Origin of the sequence: Aequorivita aquimaris (genome assembly GCF_001573155.1) — a bacterium.
GTDB classification, from domain to species: domain Bacteria; phylum Bacteroidota; class Bacteroidia; order Flavobacteriales; family Flavobacteriaceae; genus Aequorivita; species Aequorivita aquimaris.
The window spans coordinates 317369-333545 of sequence record NZ_JRWG01000003.1 but is presented as its reverse complement, the minus strand read 5'-3'; the positions used below and the strand labels follow the sequence as shown (position 1 = coordinate 333545).

The window sequence follows — 16177 nt, the reverse complement described above, 5'->3', positions numbered from 1 at the left end:
TGCTCCGTGTCTTTGTTGCAATTAAACCTCAGAGACACCGGAGTGAGGAGTTTTATTTCTCTCCCTCTTTAAGAAATTCTGGATTGTTCCTGAACTTAATAGGAATGGCATCCTCGGTTCCATAGATTTTAAGTTCCTTAATATCTGCAGGCAAATTGAAGCCCTTCTTAAACAGTTCCTCTTTCACTTCGCGGATAACCATACCCCGTAGCACTCTTGAAGCCCTTCTATAATCCACGGTATCTACCCAAAAGAAAACCTTTAGGTTTACAGTGCTGGCTGCGAGTTCATCTTCTATAACAAAGTTCTCGTGGGTTTCGTCGCTTATTATTTCAGTGTTTTTATCCAGAATTTCTTGGATAACTTGTTTAGCAGCCACAATATCGTCTTCATACCCAATGCCTACGGTGAAATCGACCCTATAGAAACCATCGGCCGTAAAATTTTCAACAGGTTTGGTGAGTACATCGCTATTCGGTATATAAATATCGCGGCCATCAAAAGTTTTTATGTGTGAATAGCGAAAACTCAGAGCCTTTACTTTTCCGAAAATGTTATCTACTTTTATCGTATCGTTAATATTGAATGGTCTGTTGAAGGCCAATATGACGCCTGCGAGAAAGTTCTTTCCTATATCCTGAAAGGCAAATCCAAGGATTATCGCCCCTCCCCCAACTGCAGTTAACAGTCCGGTTGCAATGCCATCCAGCCCTGCTACCTTCAGTGCAAGCATTATGGCAATTATGATCAGAACAATCTTTACGGCCTGGGCCAGGAATTTGGCCATTAGGGGATCCTCAGATTTTTGCTGAAATCGGCGCTTATAGAAATTTGTGAGCAATTGGGCCAACAACACCCCTAAGATGATTACCAATATGGCCAGCGCAATGCGTGGAAGCACTCTTAGGAATTCTTCGTAATAGTTTTGTAGGGAATTTTGGATCGTTTCGCCGGGCGATTGTAAAAGTGGGAGCATCTATTTTTTCTTTTAAAGATAGTAATTCTCCACAAAACAATTCTTCCCATAAAAAAATCTAAAAGTGTAGCGGAACAGACTGCAACATGTATCTTTGCAAAAAATAAAAACCTGTGGAACTTTCAGTAAAATCTTTCAAATTAATCAGCACCTTGGAAGCCATCTCTTTCCTAGTACTTTTGGGAATCGCAATGCCCTTGAAATATATTTGGCATATGCCTGAAATGGTACAAGTAGTTGGAATGGCACACGGTGTATTGTTCGTGCTCTATGTGGGCGGTGCCCTGTATATGTATAAAAAATTAAAGTGGTCAATTTCAGATTTGTTCATAGTTGTAATGTGCTCGGTACTGCCTTTCGGCCCTTTTTATGTGGAACGTAAATATCTATAATGAACAAGGAAGCAATTCAGGATTATAGTTGTCTATTTCAGAACTATCTTGTAAATCAAGGTATGGCTGTGGAATGGGCTATTTTTTTGAATGTGCTTTTAAACTGTATTATCGTTTTAACAGTAGTATTGATTCTTGATGTTATTTTCAGAAAATTTATTATTGAAACTTTTAAGGCTTTTAGCAACAAGACAAAAACCACCTTTGACGACTATTTGGTAAAAAGTAATTTTCCAAGATTCATTGCACATACTTTACCACTGGCAATAATTTGGTATCTCATCCCTATTATTTTTATTGAATCGCCGTTTATGACCAACCTTTTGCAGATTGCCGCAAAGGTATATCTGGTCATTCTCTGCGTGCTAATTTTTAGAAGTATTCTTCGGACCACGCGAAATTATCTGGAAGAAAATGAGCATTACCGAGACAAGCCCATGGAAAGCTATGTTCAGGTATTGATGATTTTTGCCTGGGGAATTGGGATCTTCTGGATTATCCAGCTTCTTACTGGGTTTTCAGTTGTTAGTCTTACCACTTTGGGTGCGGCTTCAGCTGTAATTCTTTTAATTTTTAAAGATACCATTTTAGGCTTTGTTGCAAGCATTCAGGTTTCGGTAAATGACATTGTGCGCATCGGCGATTGGATTACCTTCAGTAAATTTGGAGCAGACGGCTACGTAACCGAAATTAACCTCGCCACCGTGAGGGTACAGAACTGGGACAATACCTATACCACCATCCCAACCTACAGCCTAATTGCCGACTCCTTTCAAAACTGGCGTGGAATGCAGGAAAGCGATGGTCGAAGAATAAAACGTTCTATCTACATAAAACAATCTTCAATCAAATTCCTGTCTGTAAAAGATGTGGAGCGACTTAAAAAAATTCAGTTGATAAAACCCTATTTGGAGCATCGCCAACGGGATGTGGACAGATATAACGAGCGAAACGAAATCAATAAAGAATTATTGATAAACGGGAGAAACCAAACCAACCTCGGGGTGTTTCGCTATTATGCCGATGCTTTTCTTAATGAAAATTCAGCCATCAATAAAGACCTTTTTTTAATGGTGCGCCATTTGGCACCTACGGATAAAGGAATACCTATTGAAATATTTTGTTTCAGCAAAGACAAGCGCTGGGTAAATTATGAACATATACAGGCCGATATTTTTGACCATCTGCTGGCCGCCATTCCTTATTTCGACCTTGAAATTTTTGAACTGCCAACGGGTAAGGACATTTCTACCGTCAATAAGGCATCTTTTGAAAATTAAAAGTATCTTTAATCCAAAAACCTTTTGGATTTAAATAACTTTAAGACCTACCTGTACATTTTTGGAATGCTGGCTGTTGTCTTAACCATTTTTCCCTTCGTTGCAGTGGATTATTGGTGGATTCGCATATTCGATTTTCCACATATACAGCTTACTATCCTAACATTTGTTGCATTTGTGGTTTTCTTTATGAGGCTTGACTTGAAGCGGCTAAACGCTTATTTATTTGTAACCGTTATGGCTGCCTGCCTCATTATTCAAGTGTGGAAAATAATACCCTACACGCCTTTGGCAGATAAAGACATTAACGACAGCCAAGAAAAAAATTCTGGAACTACTATTTCATTGTACGCTGTCAATGTGCTTCAATCCAACAAAAAACCTGAACTTTTAATCTCGGATTTCAAAAAAATGGATCCAGATATAATGTTACTTGTAGAAACCAATAAAAGATGGAGGGATTATATTTTTGAAAATTTACCCGAAACATATAAATATAAAGTTGAGGTACCTCAAGACAATACCTATGGTATGCTATTGTATTCAAAATATAAATTGATTAATCCACAAGTGAAATTTTTGGTAGATAAAAATATACCTTCAATTCATACAAAACTTGTGCTAACTAGCAATAATACTGTTCAACTTTACAGCATCCATCCTACCCCGCCAATGCCCCAGCACAACTCCCGCTCAACAGACAGGGATTCTGAAATGATGAAAATTGCAAATTTAAGCAGAACATCTACTTACCCCGTAATTGTTTTAGGTGACTTTAATGACGTGGCTTGATCCAATACAACAACGTTGTTCCAGAATGTAGGAGAATTGTTGGATATCCGCAAAGGCAGGGGGATATACAATACATACAACGCCAAAAGTTTTTTAATGCGCTGGCCATTGGACCATATATTTGTATCAGCAGAATTTAGACTTATTGCTATAAAACTTGGGCAAGATATCAATTCAGATCATTTGCCCACTTATGCAAAACTCAGCTTTGAGCCTGAAAAAGCAGCCGAGCAACAACCCGAAAAACCTTCTGAAAAACAATTGAAAAATGCAAAAGAGCAGGCAGAGCGGGTTCAGCTTTAAATTTCAAAATATTAAAATAAAGTATCTGGTTTGTCCATATTGGGTATATTGAGATTAGTTCCAAACCGCTCATTCGCCTTTTTAATAAAATGTGCCGAAAGTAAGGGTGAAGCCTTTTCAATATTTTGGTGCACAAAAAAGTAAATGTTTTGCAAACCTTGCTCAATCCAGGTTTCCAGGCGGTCTATCCAATCATCAAGCCGTGTAGAATCGCTTTCGTGGTTAGCGCCATTATAACGAATAAAGGCTGTGGGCGTGGTAAGCCGCATGTGTAGTAAATCGCGCCTTCCTGCAGTATCAACAATAGCGTTAGTGATGTTGTGTTTTTCTAAAATATTATAGAGTCCTCCGGCTACATCTTCATCGTTAAACCAATCAGTGTGTCTAAACTCTATCGCTGGTTTGATATCTTTTGGCAGCATTTTGAAAAACGGTTCCAATCTATCCATATTTTTTGGCCCGAAATTATCAGGGAGTTGCACAAAAGACATTTCAAGCTTTTCTTTCAAGTTTGATGCATTCAAAATATATTCATTCAAAGTTTCCTCACAATCCTGAAGTCTTTTCCAATGTGAAACTCCCTGGAAAAATTTTGGAAAAAACCTGAAATCATCCGGTGTCTTTTCATACCAACCCGCAAAAGTATCTGCCGGAAAAATTCTGTAAAAGGTAGCATTCAGTTCAATACTGTTAAACTGGGTTGAATAATATGCAAGCTCGTCTTTTGTACCCCGAGGATAAAAACCCTTTAAATCTGCCTTGTTCCATTTTGCACAACCTACATACAAATTTGGAGGGTTGGATTTTTTATGCTTAGTAAGAACTTTTTTAGTTCCCGGATGGTCTTTTGGCAAGGTAAAGTCTATATTTTCAGGGTCGTCAACTTTTCCGAATTTCATGATTTTCAGTTTTTAGTAAAGATACTTTTTAAATCAAATTTCAAAAAAATATTAACCTGTAACTTTTTATAAAGCTGTTAGTCTTATATTTACTGAAACTTAAAAAATCATTTATGAAAATCATTAAAACACTTACCATTGCCTTTTTAATAACCGTCATGGTTCCAGTATCTGCGCAAACTGCCGACGAAATAATCAATAATTATTTCGAAAATACCGGTGGAAAAGCGGCTTGGGAAAATTTAAAAAGCTCAAAAATGACAGCAACCGCCCAAGCACAAGGAATGGAAATTCCAGTAGAGGTTTATCAAACCAAGGATGGTAAACAATTGATAAAAATTAATTTTCAAGGTCAGGATATAACGCAATTAGCCTTTGATGGCGAAACCATGTGGAGCACTAACTTTATGACCATGCAACCTGAAAAAAGTGATGCCGAAGCTACTGCCAACATGAAAAAGCAATCAAAAGATTTCCCCTCACCTTTTTTAAATTATAAAGATAAAGGCTTTACGGCTGAGCTGATGGGTAAAGAAACAAAAGATGGTACCGAAACTTATAAAATAAAACTCACTCAGTCCCCTATTATGGTTGACGGTGTTGAGCAGCAAAATATAAGTTATCACTATTTTGACACTGAAACTTTTGTGCCGATTGTGGTTGAAAATGAAATCTTTCAAGGCCCCATGAAAGGCCAAATGAATATAAGCACCATGAGCGATTATCAAGAAGTTGATGGCTTATATTTTCCATTTTCGCTTAGCATGGGTGGACAGGCAATTCAACTAAAGGAAATTGTTATAAATCCTGAAATTGATGATGCAATGTTTGTATTTCCTGCTACAGCAACAGAAGCTGTTGAAAAGGAATAACAATTCTTTCTTATAAAAAATCCCTGCTAGTCGGGGATTTTTTTTTCCGCATTATTAAAAACTAAAACTCTCCAAAATGAAATATTTCATCTTTACGTTTCTCCTGATACTTTCAGGTTTAATAGCCCCAGCACAAGAAACAGCTTTAAAAGGAAAAGAGCTTTTCGGCAATATGAAAGCTAGGCATATTGGTCCCGCACTTATGAGTGGTCGTATAAACGATCTTGAAAACCATCCTACCAACGCACGAATTATCTATGCAGGCGCAGCCGGTGGCGGAGTCTGGAAATCTGGCGATGGTGGTGCAACCTTCGCCCCTATCTTTGACGAACACGCCCAATCTATTGGGGTTATTACCTTAGATCCCAAAAATCCCGATGAGGTTATTTGGGTGGGCACTGGGGAAACCTGGACCCGAAACTCCGTTTCCGTAGGAAATGGTCTCTTTAAATCTACCGATGGCGGCAATAACTGGAAGGAAATCGCTGGTTTTGAAAATTCCGAACGCATTGCTTCCATCGTTATAAATCCAAACAATACCGATGAGGTTTATGTAGGCGTATTGGGCGCACTTTGGAGCGATAGCGAAGATCGCGGCGTCTATAAAACTACGGACGGCGGAAAAACTTGGGACAAAATATTATACGTTGGTCCATCAACGGGAGTCTCTGATGTTTTGATGGATCCCAACAATCCAAATGTGCTCTTTGCCTCCATGTGGCAATTCCGAAGAACCGCTTGGGGGTTCAATTCTGGTGGCGAAAACAGTGCAATCTACAAATCAATGGATGGTGGAAAAACCTGGAACAAATTAACGAATGACCTTCCATCAGGAAAACTTGGAAGAATAGGCATCGCAATGGCGCCGAGCGATAGCAAAGTTATTTATGCGGTTATTGAAACTGGCGAAAAAGAAACCAACGGGCTGTGGAGATCCAACGACAGCGGCAATTCTTGGGAACATTTAAACAACGATTTCGGCCTTACTGTTCGGCCATTTTACTTTTCGCGTATAACCGTAGATCCCAAAAATCCCGATATTGTGGTGAAAGGTGGTTTAACGGGCTCCATAAGTCGCGATGGCGGAAAGACCTTCAAGAATCTCGGTAATATGCACGCAGACATTCACGACGTAACATTCGATATAAACAATAGCGACATAATCTATTCCGGCACAGATGGCGGAGTGTACCGTTCGTGGAATGGTGGCTCTACTTTTGAGATCGTTGAAAATCTTCCGCTTTCGCAATTCTATCACATAAGTGTTGACGATGCCGAACCGTACAATGTGTACGGCGGTTTGCAGGATAACGGTTCCTGGTATGGCCCCTCCTCTGCTCCCGGCGGTGTTTCTGCACGCCATTGGAACAGCGTGGGTTATGGCGATGGATTTCGGGTTTTGAAACATCCTACAAAAAACATTATTTATTCAGAAATGCAAGGTGCGGCCAATGTGTGGCGCTATGATGTGGACCGAAACAGGACCACCACAGTACAACCGCAACCTAAAAAAGGTGATCCAGAGCTTCGTTTTAATTGGAATGCGCCAATGGCCGTGAGCAATTTCGCTCCGGATAGGTTCTATATGGGGAGCCAATTTTTGCACCGTTCCGAAGATATGGGCGACAGCTGGACAATCATTTCCCCAGATTTAACAACCAACGATAAAACCAAACAAGACCAGGCCAACTCGGGCGGACTGTCCGTTGACAACAGCGGCGCTGAAAAGCACACTACAATTTTCACGATTGCGGAATCGCCACTGGACCAAAATATTATTTGGGTGGGCACAGATGACGGTAATGTGCAGCTCACCACCGACGGCGGAAAAACGTGGACAAACCTTACCGAAAATCTTGTAGGTATTCCCAAAAATACTTGGGTGTACCATATAGAAGCCAGCGTTCACGGTAAAGGAACCGCCTACGCCGTTTTTGAAGGCCACACTACCGGCGATATGAAGCCCTACGCGCTGAAAACGACCGATTACGGCAAAACTTGGAAATCTATCATTTCAGATGATATTGATAAAAAAGCCTTCGTCAGAAATATTCAGGAAGATTATGTGAATGAGGATTTACTTTTTCTAGGAACTGAATTTGGGCTGTACGTAACCATAGACGGCGGCAAAAACTGGTCGCAGTTTACAAATAACATGCCTCCGGTAGCCGTTCATTTTATTGATCTCCAAAAAAGGACGAATGATTTGGTGATGGGCACCCACGGTCGCGGCGTAATAATTATTGACGATATTAGCCCCTTGCGCGAATTAAGTTCCGAAATTCTAAATAAAGAGGTTCATTTCTTTAAAACAGAACCTTTCACAATGACCGAAGATAGTGGCTTTAGCGGCAGTTTTGGCATAGAGACCCAATTTGTGGGCGATAACAAAAATACCAATGCCCGAATTGTTTATTACTTAAAAAAACGCCACACCTTCGGAAAAATGGAAATGGAAATCCAAGATATGGAGGGAAACCGAATAACCACAATCGCTCCCGGCAAATCCAAGGGAATCAACACTGTTTTTTGGAATTTCACTGGAACCAATCCCAAAGTGGCACAGGCCAAAACCCTTGCTTACGGCGGTTTTGCAGCACCAAGGGTACCAGCCGGAAAATACAAGGTGGTATTGACGAAGGGCAATGAAAACTATATCCAGGAAATTGAATTAAAATACGACGACAAGTCCGTAACTACCTTAGAGCAACGCAAAGAGCAGGAAGCGCTAACCCAAACCTTGTACGAAATGGTAGAGGATTTGGCTTTTATGGTGTACGAAATAAACGAAACCCAAGCCAAAGCTTTGGAAGTAATCGCCAACAATCCAAAAGGGAAAAAAGATGCGCAGAAATTATTTGACGCTTTGGAAAACCTACGCAAGGATTTGGTGATTACAACTGGGGATAATTACGTGGCATCCGCAGACCCGGAGCTTCGCGAAAAAATGGCGGATCTTTACAGCAATGTTGCTACAAATTTCAACAAGGTTTCGGGAGCTTCAAAAGCCAATTATGATTTGATTTCCGATGAATTTTCAAAAGCGAAGAAGCGCTATCAGGAAATTATGTCGAAAGAAGGAAAAAGGTTTTATTCCTTTTTGGAAAAGAACAACATACCAAAACCTGAACTTCAAAACAAGGAAGAATTCTTGAAGAAAGGATAATCTCTATTTTTGCCACGGATGCACGAATTTTATAAAAAATCCGTGCATCCGTGGTTTTTTATTCTCTATTTATTGATAAACACCGTTTTTCGGTTCACAAATTCCCGAATGCCGTGCTCGCTGAGCTCGCGGCCATAACCGCTCTGCTTAATTCCCCCGAAAGGCAATCGCGGATCGCTCTTGACCAATTCATTTATAAAGACCGCACCTTCATCAAACTGGAACGCAAGTTTTTCAGCTTCTTCAATATTTTTGGTAAAAATGGAAACGCCCAAACCAAATTTTGAGGAATTTGATAGTGAAATTGCTTCTTCCACAGTTTTGAAAGTTGTCACCGAAAGAGCCGGCCCAAAAGTCTCTTCTTTAAACACAGCCATTTCTTCGGTAACGTTTGTAAGCACCGTGGGTTCAAAATACGCGCCTTGCCGCTTACCTCCTATCACAATTTTAGCCCCCGCTTTTACCGATTCATTTACCTGCTTTTCCAAATCCTTAGCGAGATCTTCCCTTGCCAAAGTTCCAACATAGGATTCCTCGTCCATAGGGTCGCCACTTTTCAGTTCGCGCACTTTTATCAGCATTTTTTCAATAAATTCCTCGGCAATTGATTCATCAATCAACAGTCGTTTTCCGGCAATGCAACTCTGCCCGGTATTTTGGAAGCGGGCCTGCACGCAAGTGTCTATTGTTTTGTCCATGTCGCAATCTTTCATAACAATCAAAGCATTGCTACCGCCCAGCTCCAAAACCGTTTTTTTAATATTTTTCCCCGCAATGGAAGCTACTGAAGAACCCGCGGGACCGCTACCCGTGAGCGTTACGGCCTTTACTTTTTCGTTTTCGATAATCTCTTCCACGGCTTCACTTCCCACTAAAAGAGTAGTAAAACAATTTTCAGGAAAACCGGCTCTTTTAAACACTTTTTCAATGTTCAGTGCACTTCCAAAAACGTTTGAGGCGTGTTTTAAAATTCCAATATTTCCAGCCATCAACGCAGGTGCCGTAAAACGAAAAACCTGCCAAAACGGATAATTCCACGGCATAATTGCAAGCACGACACCAAGTGGTTCATAGCTTACGTAGCTTTTGTGGGCATCTGTCTTTATTACTTCATTTTCAAGTTGCTTTTCGGCATTTTCGGCGTAATATTCACACACCCACGCACACTTTTCAATCTCCGCAATGGCCTGCGAAATAGGTTTCCCCATTTCCAAAGTCATTGTTTCGGCATATTCCCTTTTGTTCCTTTTCAATTCTGCAGCTGCTGCCAACATCAGCTTTTTTCTTTCGGCAAAAGATGTTTCACGCCAACTGTAAAAACGTTTGTCGGCTTTATCGATAATTTCGGAAATTTCATTTTTTGTGTGGTTTTTATACGATTTCAATTCCTTTCCGTTATAAGGATTGATGGAAGTGGTTGTGGCCATGGTTTTTCTTTTAAAAGTATTGAAAACATTGGGAACCCTGCATCCGATTAAGATGATTTTAACGCGTCGATTGTTAAAAATAAACCTGTGAAACCCTCGTTACCTTTTAAGGATTGTGATACATTTGCGTAAATTGAAATTTTAATTAATTACCAAAAACAACCCGCCTTTGCGGGAAAGATTATGAAAAACACAGCACTTTCACACATACACGAGCAATTGGGCGCTAAAATGGTGCCGTTTGCGGGTTACAATATGCCCGTTTCATACGAAGGCGTAAATGCAGAACACGAAACCGTACGCAAAAATGTGGGCGTTTTTGACGTTTCGCATATGGGTGAATTTTTAATTACTGGCCCCAACGCGTTGGATTTACTCCAAAAAGTATGTAGCAACGACATTTCAAAAATTGTGGATGGCCAGGCCCAATACAATTGTATGCCCAACGAAACGGGCGGTATTGTGGACGATTTGATTGTTTACAAATTTGAGGACGGAAAATATTTATTGGTGGTGAACGCTTCAAACATTGACAAGGATTGGGAGTGGATTTCAAAACACAATACCATGGGCGCCGAAATGCGCAACCTTTCCGATGATTATTCGCTGTTGGCCATTCAAGGGCCAAAAGCTGTGGAAGCTATGCAATCACTTACATCTGAAGATTTGAGTGCCATAAAATTTTATCATTTTAAGGTAGCCGATTTTGCAGGCATAGCGCACGTAATTATAAGCGCAACGGGTTATACCGGAAGTGGCGGTTTTGAGATTTATTGCAAGAATTCTGAAGTAGAACAAGTCTGGAACAAAGTGATGGAAGCCGGAAAGAATTTCGGGATAAGGCCGATTGGACTTGCCGCCCGCGACACGCTTAGGCTTGAAATGGGTTTCTGCCTTTACGGAAATGATATTAACGATACCACTTCACCATTGGAAGCAGGGTTGGGTTGGATTACGAAATTCACAAAAGACTTTATCAATTCCGAAAATCTTAAAAAGCAGAAAGAAGAAGGCGTTAAAAGAAAACTTATAGGTTTTGAGCTGAAGGAACGCGGCATCCCCCGCCACGATTATGAAATTGTTGATAAAGACGGAAAAAATATCGGCATAGTTACCAGTGGCACGATGGCACCTTCGTTAAACAAAGGTATCGGACTGGGTTATGTAACTACTGAAAATAGTGCGCCCGGTAGCGAAATATTTATTCAAATTAGAAACAAACCAGTTGCAGCAACAGTTGTAAAAACCCCATTTTATAAAGGTTAATGTTGAATTATCAAGCCATTTTAGAAGAAATACACACCTCCCTCAAAAAAACCAAAAATACGGGTGAAATTGCAAGTTATATTCCTGAATTGGCAAATGTTCCAAAGAATAAACTCGGAATTCATCTGCAATTAATTACCGGTGAAAACTATTCGGTAGGCGATGCCTCTGAGAAATTTTCGATCCAAAGTATTTCAAAAGTGCTTTCGCTTGCCAAAGCATTTCAATTGGTAGGAAATGATCTGTGGAAACGTGTGGATGTGGAACCTTCCGGCAACCCGTTCAACCATCTTTCGCTTTTGGAGCTTGAGGATGGCATTCCAAGAAATCCGTTAATCAATTCGGGAGCTATCGTAATTGCTGACGTGCTGCTTTCGCACTTAAAAAACCCAAAGGAGGATTTTCTGAATTTTGTTCGGGAATTGACCCACGATGAAACCATTTCATATAACGAAGAAATAGCCGAATCGGAACGTGTAACGGGTTTCAACAATTACGCAGCCGCCAATCTTTTGAAAGCCTACGGAAATCTTCATAATAAAGTTGAGGACGTTTTAGATTTTTATTTCCACCAATGTTCCATAATGATGGATTGTAGGCAACTTACCAATGCCTTTTTCGTCTTTGCACATAAAGGCAAATGTTTAAAGGATGTGCAGCATTTAACTTCCAGCCAAGTAAAGCGAATCAATGCCATTATGCTTACCTGCGGTTTTTATGACGAAGCTGGTGAGTTTGCCTTTGAAGTGGGTTTGCCAGGCAAAAGTGGCGTGGGCGGTGGAATCGTTGCACTTTTACCACACTGTTTTACCATTGCAACCTGGGCGCCAGCATTGAACCCGAAAGGGAACTCATATCTGGGAATGCAGGCGTTGGAGCAATTTACAACTAAAACGAAACTGTCTATATTTTAAAGTGAAGAAAGAATTTTAATGAGGAAGAAAGAAGAAAGGCAACGCATTTTAATTTTAGGGGGTAGCGGCTTTATTGGCAACTCGCTTTACAAGGAGCTTCTCTCCTATTTTGAGGTGCATTGCACTTATTGTCAACAACACGGTGCTTTTTCGGAAAATCAGGTATTCCATAATTTTTGTGTGGAGGAGGATTCCATGTTTTTATTGCTGAATAGCATTGAGCCAACCGTTATCATTTCAGCAATTAACGGCGATTTCCAAAATCAGCTGGCGGCCCACAGGGAAATTGCAAACTATGCCTTGCTCAACGCAGATTGTGCCGTTCTGTATGTTTCTTCCGCTGAAGTTTTCGACGGAAAATTTGCACATCCTTCCTATGAAAATGACGTTACCATTTCGCAAACCGAGAAGGGAAAACTGAAAATTTCAATTGAAAAATTGCTTTTGGAAACCATTCCGCTGCAAACAACCATTCTAAGGTTGCCGCTGGTCCTCGGAATCAATTCGCCCGAGGTGTTGCATCTTCGCCAATGCATTCGTCACCAGGCCGCCTTTGAGGTGTATCCAAATTTGGTAATAACCGCAACCACGGTAAACAAAGTTTGCCAACAAGTGCATTATATCATCAACCAATCCCTGCGCGGAGTTTTTCACTTGGCGAGCAACGATATGGTGCACCATGAGGATCTTTTTAGGGAAATCACTTCAAAAATAGGCGATAAAATGCCTATCTTCAAAAGTGTATTCAGCAGTAATGAGGACCAATACAATGCGCTTCTTCCAAAGCACAACAAACTGCCGAAAACACATCAAATTACGGTTGCCGAGGTAATTGAGGAGTGCAGCCTAAACGAAGAAATAATGTCAATTAAGTGAAGCCGCAATTTATCGTGGCTCCTATAAGTAAAGCTATCATATATCGTGGCTCAACAACTAAAATAATACCTATGAAAGCACTATCAGAAAAACAGATCAACGAGAAACTAAAGGAATTTGAAGGTTGGGATTACCACGAAGGTGCCCTGCATACCATTTTTGAGTTTGAGGATTTTAAGGAAGCCTTTTCGGCCATGACGCGCATTGCCTTTGAAGCCGAAAAACTACAGCACCACCCCGAATGGAGCAATGTTTACAATTCTTTGGAAATTTATCTTTCCACACACGATGCCGATGGTGTTACCGAAAAGGATTTTGAACTGGCCAAAATTATTGACAATCTAATCGGTTAAAAATTTCAAATTACAGATACCAAATTCCAAAGGTTTTGCAATTTGGTTTTTGGATTTTTTTATATTTGAATCTTTTTTAAGAATAGAGAATAAAAAATAATAATAGATAATAATTTATGGGAAGAGCTTTTGAGTTTAGAAAAGCAAGAAAAATGAAGCGATGGTCTGCAATGTCCAAAGCTTTTACGCGTATCGGAAAAGATATAGTAATGGCTGTGAAGGAAGGCGGTCCAGATCCGGATGCCAACTCCAGGTTACGCGCGGTAATTCAAAACGCAAAGGCGGTGAACATGCCCAAGGAAAACGTGGAGCGCGCCATAAAACGTGCGAGCGATAAAAGTTTGGGCGATTATAAGGAAGTGCTTTTTGAAGGCTACGCCCCTCACGGAATCGCAATTTTGATTGAAACTGCAACCGATAACAATACCCGCACGGTTGCAAACATCCGTAGTTATTTTAATAAATGTGATGGTAGTTTGGGAACTTCAGGCTCTGTGTCGTTTATGTTTGACCATACCTGTAACTTCAGAATTAACCCAGAAGGTCTTGATATTGAGGAATTGGAACTTGAGCTAATAGACCACGGAGTCGAGGAAATTTTTGAGGACGAAGATGGAATTATGATCTATGCGCCCTTCGAAAGTTTTGGCGCAATCCAGTCTTATTTGGAGGAAAACAAAATAGAAATCCTTTCCTCTGGCTTTGAACGTATTCCCCAAGTAACAAAAAAATTATCTGATGAACAGGCTGCGGACGTAGAAAAACTACTTGAAAAAATTGAAGAAGATGATGACGTTCAAAACGTTTATCATACTATGGAAGAATCTTCTGAGGAATAATATTTACTATAGAGCATAAAAAAGCCACCTTTTGGGTGGCTTTTTTTACTAATTGATATATACTATCTATCTATAAAATATAAAGAAGATGCTCCAGGAAATGGAGAACTTAAATTTGGAACTAGGTTTCCTCCTGCTCCAATTTCGTTGAAAAATAATATTTTTCCACCATCATTAGCTCTTTCGGCTATAAAAACAGTTTGGCTCGGACTATCATATTCAACAGCTACTGGGTTTCCTAAACCTGTAAGCGTACCCGAGACCCTAACTTGATTTCCACTAACACTTAGTGTACCGCCATCTGGCGTCGCGTCAAATTTTGAAACAAATCCACTAATAAAGTGGAAGCCTCCATCGTTTTCATTAGCTGCATCACCAATATCTGTTAGTATTACAAAACCTCCATCTTCGGTAATTCCGTGAGTACGTGTAATGCCTTCAATAGTAATCTGCTTATCAGGAGTAGCTGTAACATCAGTAGTATAGGTTGAAATGAAATTTTTCAAAACAGCTATATCTGCTGTTTTATCAACTACAGTATAGAGGTCGTTTCCTATTAATTGAATTCCCCATACCGCATAGTTTACGGTTACGATATTTCGCAAAGTAAATGCCATGGTGTCTTTTGTAAAAACAAAAAATCTCCCTTCTTCAGTGTTTGGATCGCCATCTGTATCGGCATTGTCAGATACGATATAGAAATTATCTTTAACAGCAAGATCTCTTGGACTATCAAGAACCACATCGCTCGATGCCAATAGATTTAATGTTCCGTTGGCAGGTGTTTGGTCAATATTCTGAAATGTGTTAATTACTTTTTGTTCCCTGGAAAGTATCGTTAATTCATTTGCCGCCTCATCGTAAAAAATTCCTTCATTATCATTAGAACTGATATTAAATGGACGAAGCGCTATACCATTTGGCGTAAAGTCATAAGAATAGATAGCGTTACTAGTGTTGCTTGTAGCATAAAGATTAGCTAAAACTGGGGTTGGTGGCGTATCACCTCCTCCACTGGTATCATCATTGCTACAAGAAATGACTGTTAACGCTAATGCTAAAATTGGAAATAGATATTTTATTTTTTTCATATTTTATTTAAAAGTTTAAGATTGAATTGAATAAGATACTGATGCACCTACTCCGCATAAATAATACTTAGAATTTATATATGGAAAGATTTTTAGACTGCTTAACTATTTTTTAACAACAATTTACTGATTATCAATAATTTATATATTTTTTCCAAAGACATTATTTTAACATTTTTGTTTTATGAGTACGCTTTGTTTTTCCCTACTATACCCTTATAAAAAGAACGGAGTTTTAGAGTATCTTCATCTATATTGCCCGTGGGATAAAATGGTTCGTTTATTATAACTTTCTTTGTTAGATAATCAAAGGCTACCGCGATGATTGGTACATTTGCAGCTAAGGCAATATAATAATATCCTGTTCTCCAAACGGCTACTTTTTTACGTGTGCCTTCTGGCGATAAGGCCAAGCGAAATTCATCTTTTGTTTTAATTATTTCAGCAATGGCCTCAACTTGGTTTTGTCCCGGGCTTCTATCTAAAGGCGCGCCACCCATCCATCGGAAGTACCATCCAAAGGGCCATTTGAACAATTCCTTCTTCGCTATATAATTGATTTCGGTTTTGAGAATTTTTCTGGTAAAGGCACCAATGTAGAAATCGTGCCAACTAGTGTGAGGCACAACAATCACGACTGCTTTCTTAATTGAGGGATCAAAGGATCCTTCAATCTTCCAGCCCATTACTTTTTCAAAAATGAATTTTGTTAGCCCCATTGAAATGGTATT

At 39.8% G+C, this 16177-nt stretch carries 16 protein-coding genes; 11 read left to right on the top strand and 5 right to left on the bottom strand.

Going from position 1 to position 16177, the window contains the following annotated elements; all coding sequences use genetic code 11:
- Positions 1-52: 52 nt before the first annotated feature.
- Positions 53-976 (bottom strand): mechanosensitive ion channel family protein, encoded by a 924-nt coding sequence (locus LS48_RS06830; protein ID WP_045080962.1) that lies wholly within the window; start codon positions 974-976, stop codon positions 53-55.
- 113 nt (positions 977-1089) lie between these two features.
- Here LS48_RS06830 and LS48_RS06825 point away from each other — a divergent pair, with 113 nt between their 5' ends.
- The 4 genes from LS48_RS06825 to LS48_RS15575 are packed head-to-tail and all read left to right on the top strand — an operon-like array spanning position 1090 to position 3743.
- The gene (locus tag LS48_RS06825; RefSeq protein WP_062621310.1) at positions 1090-1368 is read left to right on the top strand and encodes a DUF3817 domain-containing protein; all 279 of its coding nucleotides are present in this window, start codon (positions 1090-1092) and stop codon (positions 1366-1368) included.
- Positions 1368-2648, top strand: a complete 1281-nt coding sequence (locus tag LS48_RS06820) for a mechanosensitive ion channel family protein (protein WP_062621308.1) — start codon at positions 1368-1370, stop codon at positions 2646-2648. The genes LS48_RS06825 and LS48_RS06820 overlap by 1 nt, the downstream gene beginning before the upstream one ends.
- 24 nt (positions 2649-2672) lie before the next feature.
- Entirely contained in the window at positions 2673-3440 is a 768-nt protein-coding gene (locus tag LS48_RS06815; protein ID WP_235811013.1) for an endonuclease/exonuclease/phosphatase family protein, read from the top strand.
- 15 nt (positions 3441-3455) lie between these two features.
- Positions 3456-3743, top strand: a complete 288-nt coding sequence (locus tag LS48_RS15575; RefSeq protein WP_235811012.1) for an endonuclease/exonuclease/phosphatase family protein — start codon at positions 3456-3458, stop codon at positions 3741-3743.
- Positions 3744-3754: 11 nt separating this feature from the next.
- Here LS48_RS15575 and LS48_RS06810 read toward each other — a convergent pair whose 3' ends face one another.
- Positions 3755-4642 carry a DUF72 domain-containing protein gene (locus LS48_RS06810; RefSeq protein ID WP_062621306.1) on the bottom strand — a complete coding sequence of 296 codons (888 nt, stop codon included), beginning with the start codon at positions 4640-4642 and terminating at the stop codon, positions 3755-3757.
- 113 nt (positions 4643-4755) lie between these two features.
- Between LS48_RS06810 and LS48_RS06805 the strand changes: the two genes are divergently transcribed.
- Both LS48_RS06805 and LS48_RS06800 read left to right on the top strand, forming a co-directional pair.
- Positions 4756-5514 (top strand): hypothetical protein, encoded by a 759-nt coding sequence (locus tag LS48_RS06805; protein ID WP_062621304.1) that lies wholly within the window; start codon positions 4756-4758, stop codon positions 5512-5514.
- A gap of 76 nt (positions 5515-5590) precedes the next feature.
- On the top strand, positions 5591-8680 hold the full coding sequence (locus LS48_RS06800; protein ID WP_062621302.1) for a WD40/YVTN/BNR-like repeat-containing protein: 3090 nt from the start codon (positions 5591-5593) through the stop codon (positions 8678-8680).
- A gap of 65 nt (positions 8681-8745) precedes the next feature.
- On the opposite strand, the gene LS48_RS06795 is transcribed toward LS48_RS06800, so the two are convergent.
- Complete coding sequence (locus tag LS48_RS06795) at positions 8746-10107, bottom strand: NAD-dependent succinate-semialdehyde dehydrogenase (protein ID WP_062621299.1); 1362 nt, start codon at positions 10105-10107, stop codon at positions 8746-8748.
- A 183-nt stretch (positions 10108-10290) separates the two neighbouring features.
- Here LS48_RS06795 and gcvT point away from each other — a divergent pair, with 183 nt between their 5' ends.
- The 5 genes from gcvT (at position 10291) to LS48_RS06770 (ending at position 14355) form a co-directional block, all read left to right on the top strand.
- Positions 10291-11373: a glycine cleavage system aminomethyltransferase GcvT gene (gene gcvT, locus LS48_RS06790; RefSeq protein WP_062621297.1), complete on the top strand. Its 1083-nt coding sequence runs from the start codon at positions 10291-10293 to the stop codon at positions 11371-11373.
- On the top strand, positions 11373-12287 hold the full coding sequence (locus LS48_RS06785; RefSeq protein ID WP_062621294.1) for a glutaminase: 915 nt from the start codon (positions 11373-11375) through the stop codon (positions 12285-12287). The genes gcvT and LS48_RS06785 overlap by 1 nt, the downstream gene beginning before the upstream one ends.
- An 18-nt stretch (positions 12288-12305) precedes the next feature.
- A complete protein-coding gene (locus tag LS48_RS06780; protein ID WP_062621293.1) occupies positions 12306-13163 on the top strand; it encodes a sugar nucleotide-binding protein in 858 nt (285 codons plus the stop codon).
- Between the two features lie 71 nt (positions 13164-13234).
- Positions 13235-13516 (top strand): 4a-hydroxytetrahydrobiopterin dehydratase, encoded by a 282-nt coding sequence (locus LS48_RS06775; RefSeq protein WP_045080972.1) that lies wholly within the window; start codon positions 13235-13237, stop codon positions 13514-13516.
- 116 nt (positions 13517-13632) lie between these two features.
- On the top strand, positions 13633-14355 hold the full coding sequence (locus LS48_RS06770; RefSeq protein ID WP_062621291.1) for a YebC/PmpR family DNA-binding transcriptional regulator: 723 nt from the start codon (positions 13633-13635) through the stop codon (positions 14353-14355).
- A gap of 62 nt (positions 14356-14417) precedes the next feature.
- Here LS48_RS06770 and LS48_RS06765 read toward each other — a convergent pair whose 3' ends face one another.
- Together LS48_RS06765 and LS48_RS06760 are read right to left on the bottom strand one after the other, a co-directional pair.
- Entirely contained in the window at positions 14418-15446 is a 1029-nt protein-coding gene (locus tag LS48_RS06765) for a hypothetical protein (protein ID WP_062621289.1), read from the bottom strand.
- 182 nt (positions 15447-15628) lie between these two features.
- Positions 15629-16165 (bottom strand): 1-acyl-sn-glycerol-3-phosphate acyltransferase, encoded by a 537-nt coding sequence (locus tag LS48_RS06760; protein WP_062621286.1) that lies wholly within the window; start codon positions 16163-16165, stop codon positions 15629-15631.
- Between the last annotated feature and the right edge of the window lie 12 nt (positions 16166-16177).

Bases quoted from the DNA above. Each gene is read 5' to 3' on its own strand.
- LS48_RS06830 (WP_045080962.1), bottom strand. From the start codon at position 976: ATGCTCCCACTTTTACAATCGCCCGGCGAAACGATCCAAAATTCCCTA.
- LS48_RS06820 (WP_062621308.1), top strand. From the start codon at position 1,368: ATGAACAAGGAAGCAATTCAGGATTATAGTTGTCTATTTCAGAACTAT.
- LS48_RS06810 (WP_062621306.1), bottom strand. From the start codon at position 4,642: ATGAAATTCGGAAAAGTTGACGACCCTGAAAATATAGACTTTACCTTG.
- LS48_RS06805 (WP_062621304.1), top strand. From the start codon at position 4,756: ATGAAAATCATTAAAACACTTACCATTGCCTTTTTAATAACCGTCATG.
- LS48_RS06800 (WP_062621302.1), top strand. From the start codon at position 5,591: ATGAAATATTTCATCTTTACGTTTCTCCTGATACTTTCAGGTTTAATA.
- LS48_RS06795 (WP_062621299.1), bottom strand. From the start codon at position 10,107: ATGGCCACAACCACTTCCATCAATCCTTATAACGGAAAGGAATTGAAA.
- gcvT (WP_062621297.1), top strand. From the start codon at position 10,291: ATGAAAAACACAGCACTTTCACACATACACGAGCAATTGGGCGCTAAA.
- LS48_RS06785 (WP_062621294.1), top strand. From the start codon at position 11,373: ATGTTGAATTATCAAGCCATTTTAGAAGAAATACACACCTCCCTCAAA.
- LS48_RS06780 (WP_062621293.1), top strand. From the start codon at position 12,306: ATGAGGAAGAAAGAAGAAAGGCAACGCATTTTAATTTTAGGGGGTAGC.
- LS48_RS06775 (WP_045080972.1), top strand. From the start codon at position 13,235: ATGAAAGCACTATCAGAAAAACAGATCAACGAGAAACTAAAGGAATTT.
- LS48_RS06770 (WP_062621291.1), top strand. From the start codon at position 13,633: ATGGGAAGAGCTTTTGAGTTTAGAAAAGCAAGAAAAATGAAGCGATGG.
- LS48_RS06765 (WP_062621289.1), bottom strand. From the start codon at position 15,446: ATGAAAAAAATAAAATATCTATTTCCAATTTTAGCATTAGCGTTAACA.
- LS48_RS06760 (WP_062621286.1), bottom strand. From the start codon at position 16,165: ATGGGGCTAACAAAATTCATTTTTGAAAAAGTAATGGGCTGGAAGATT.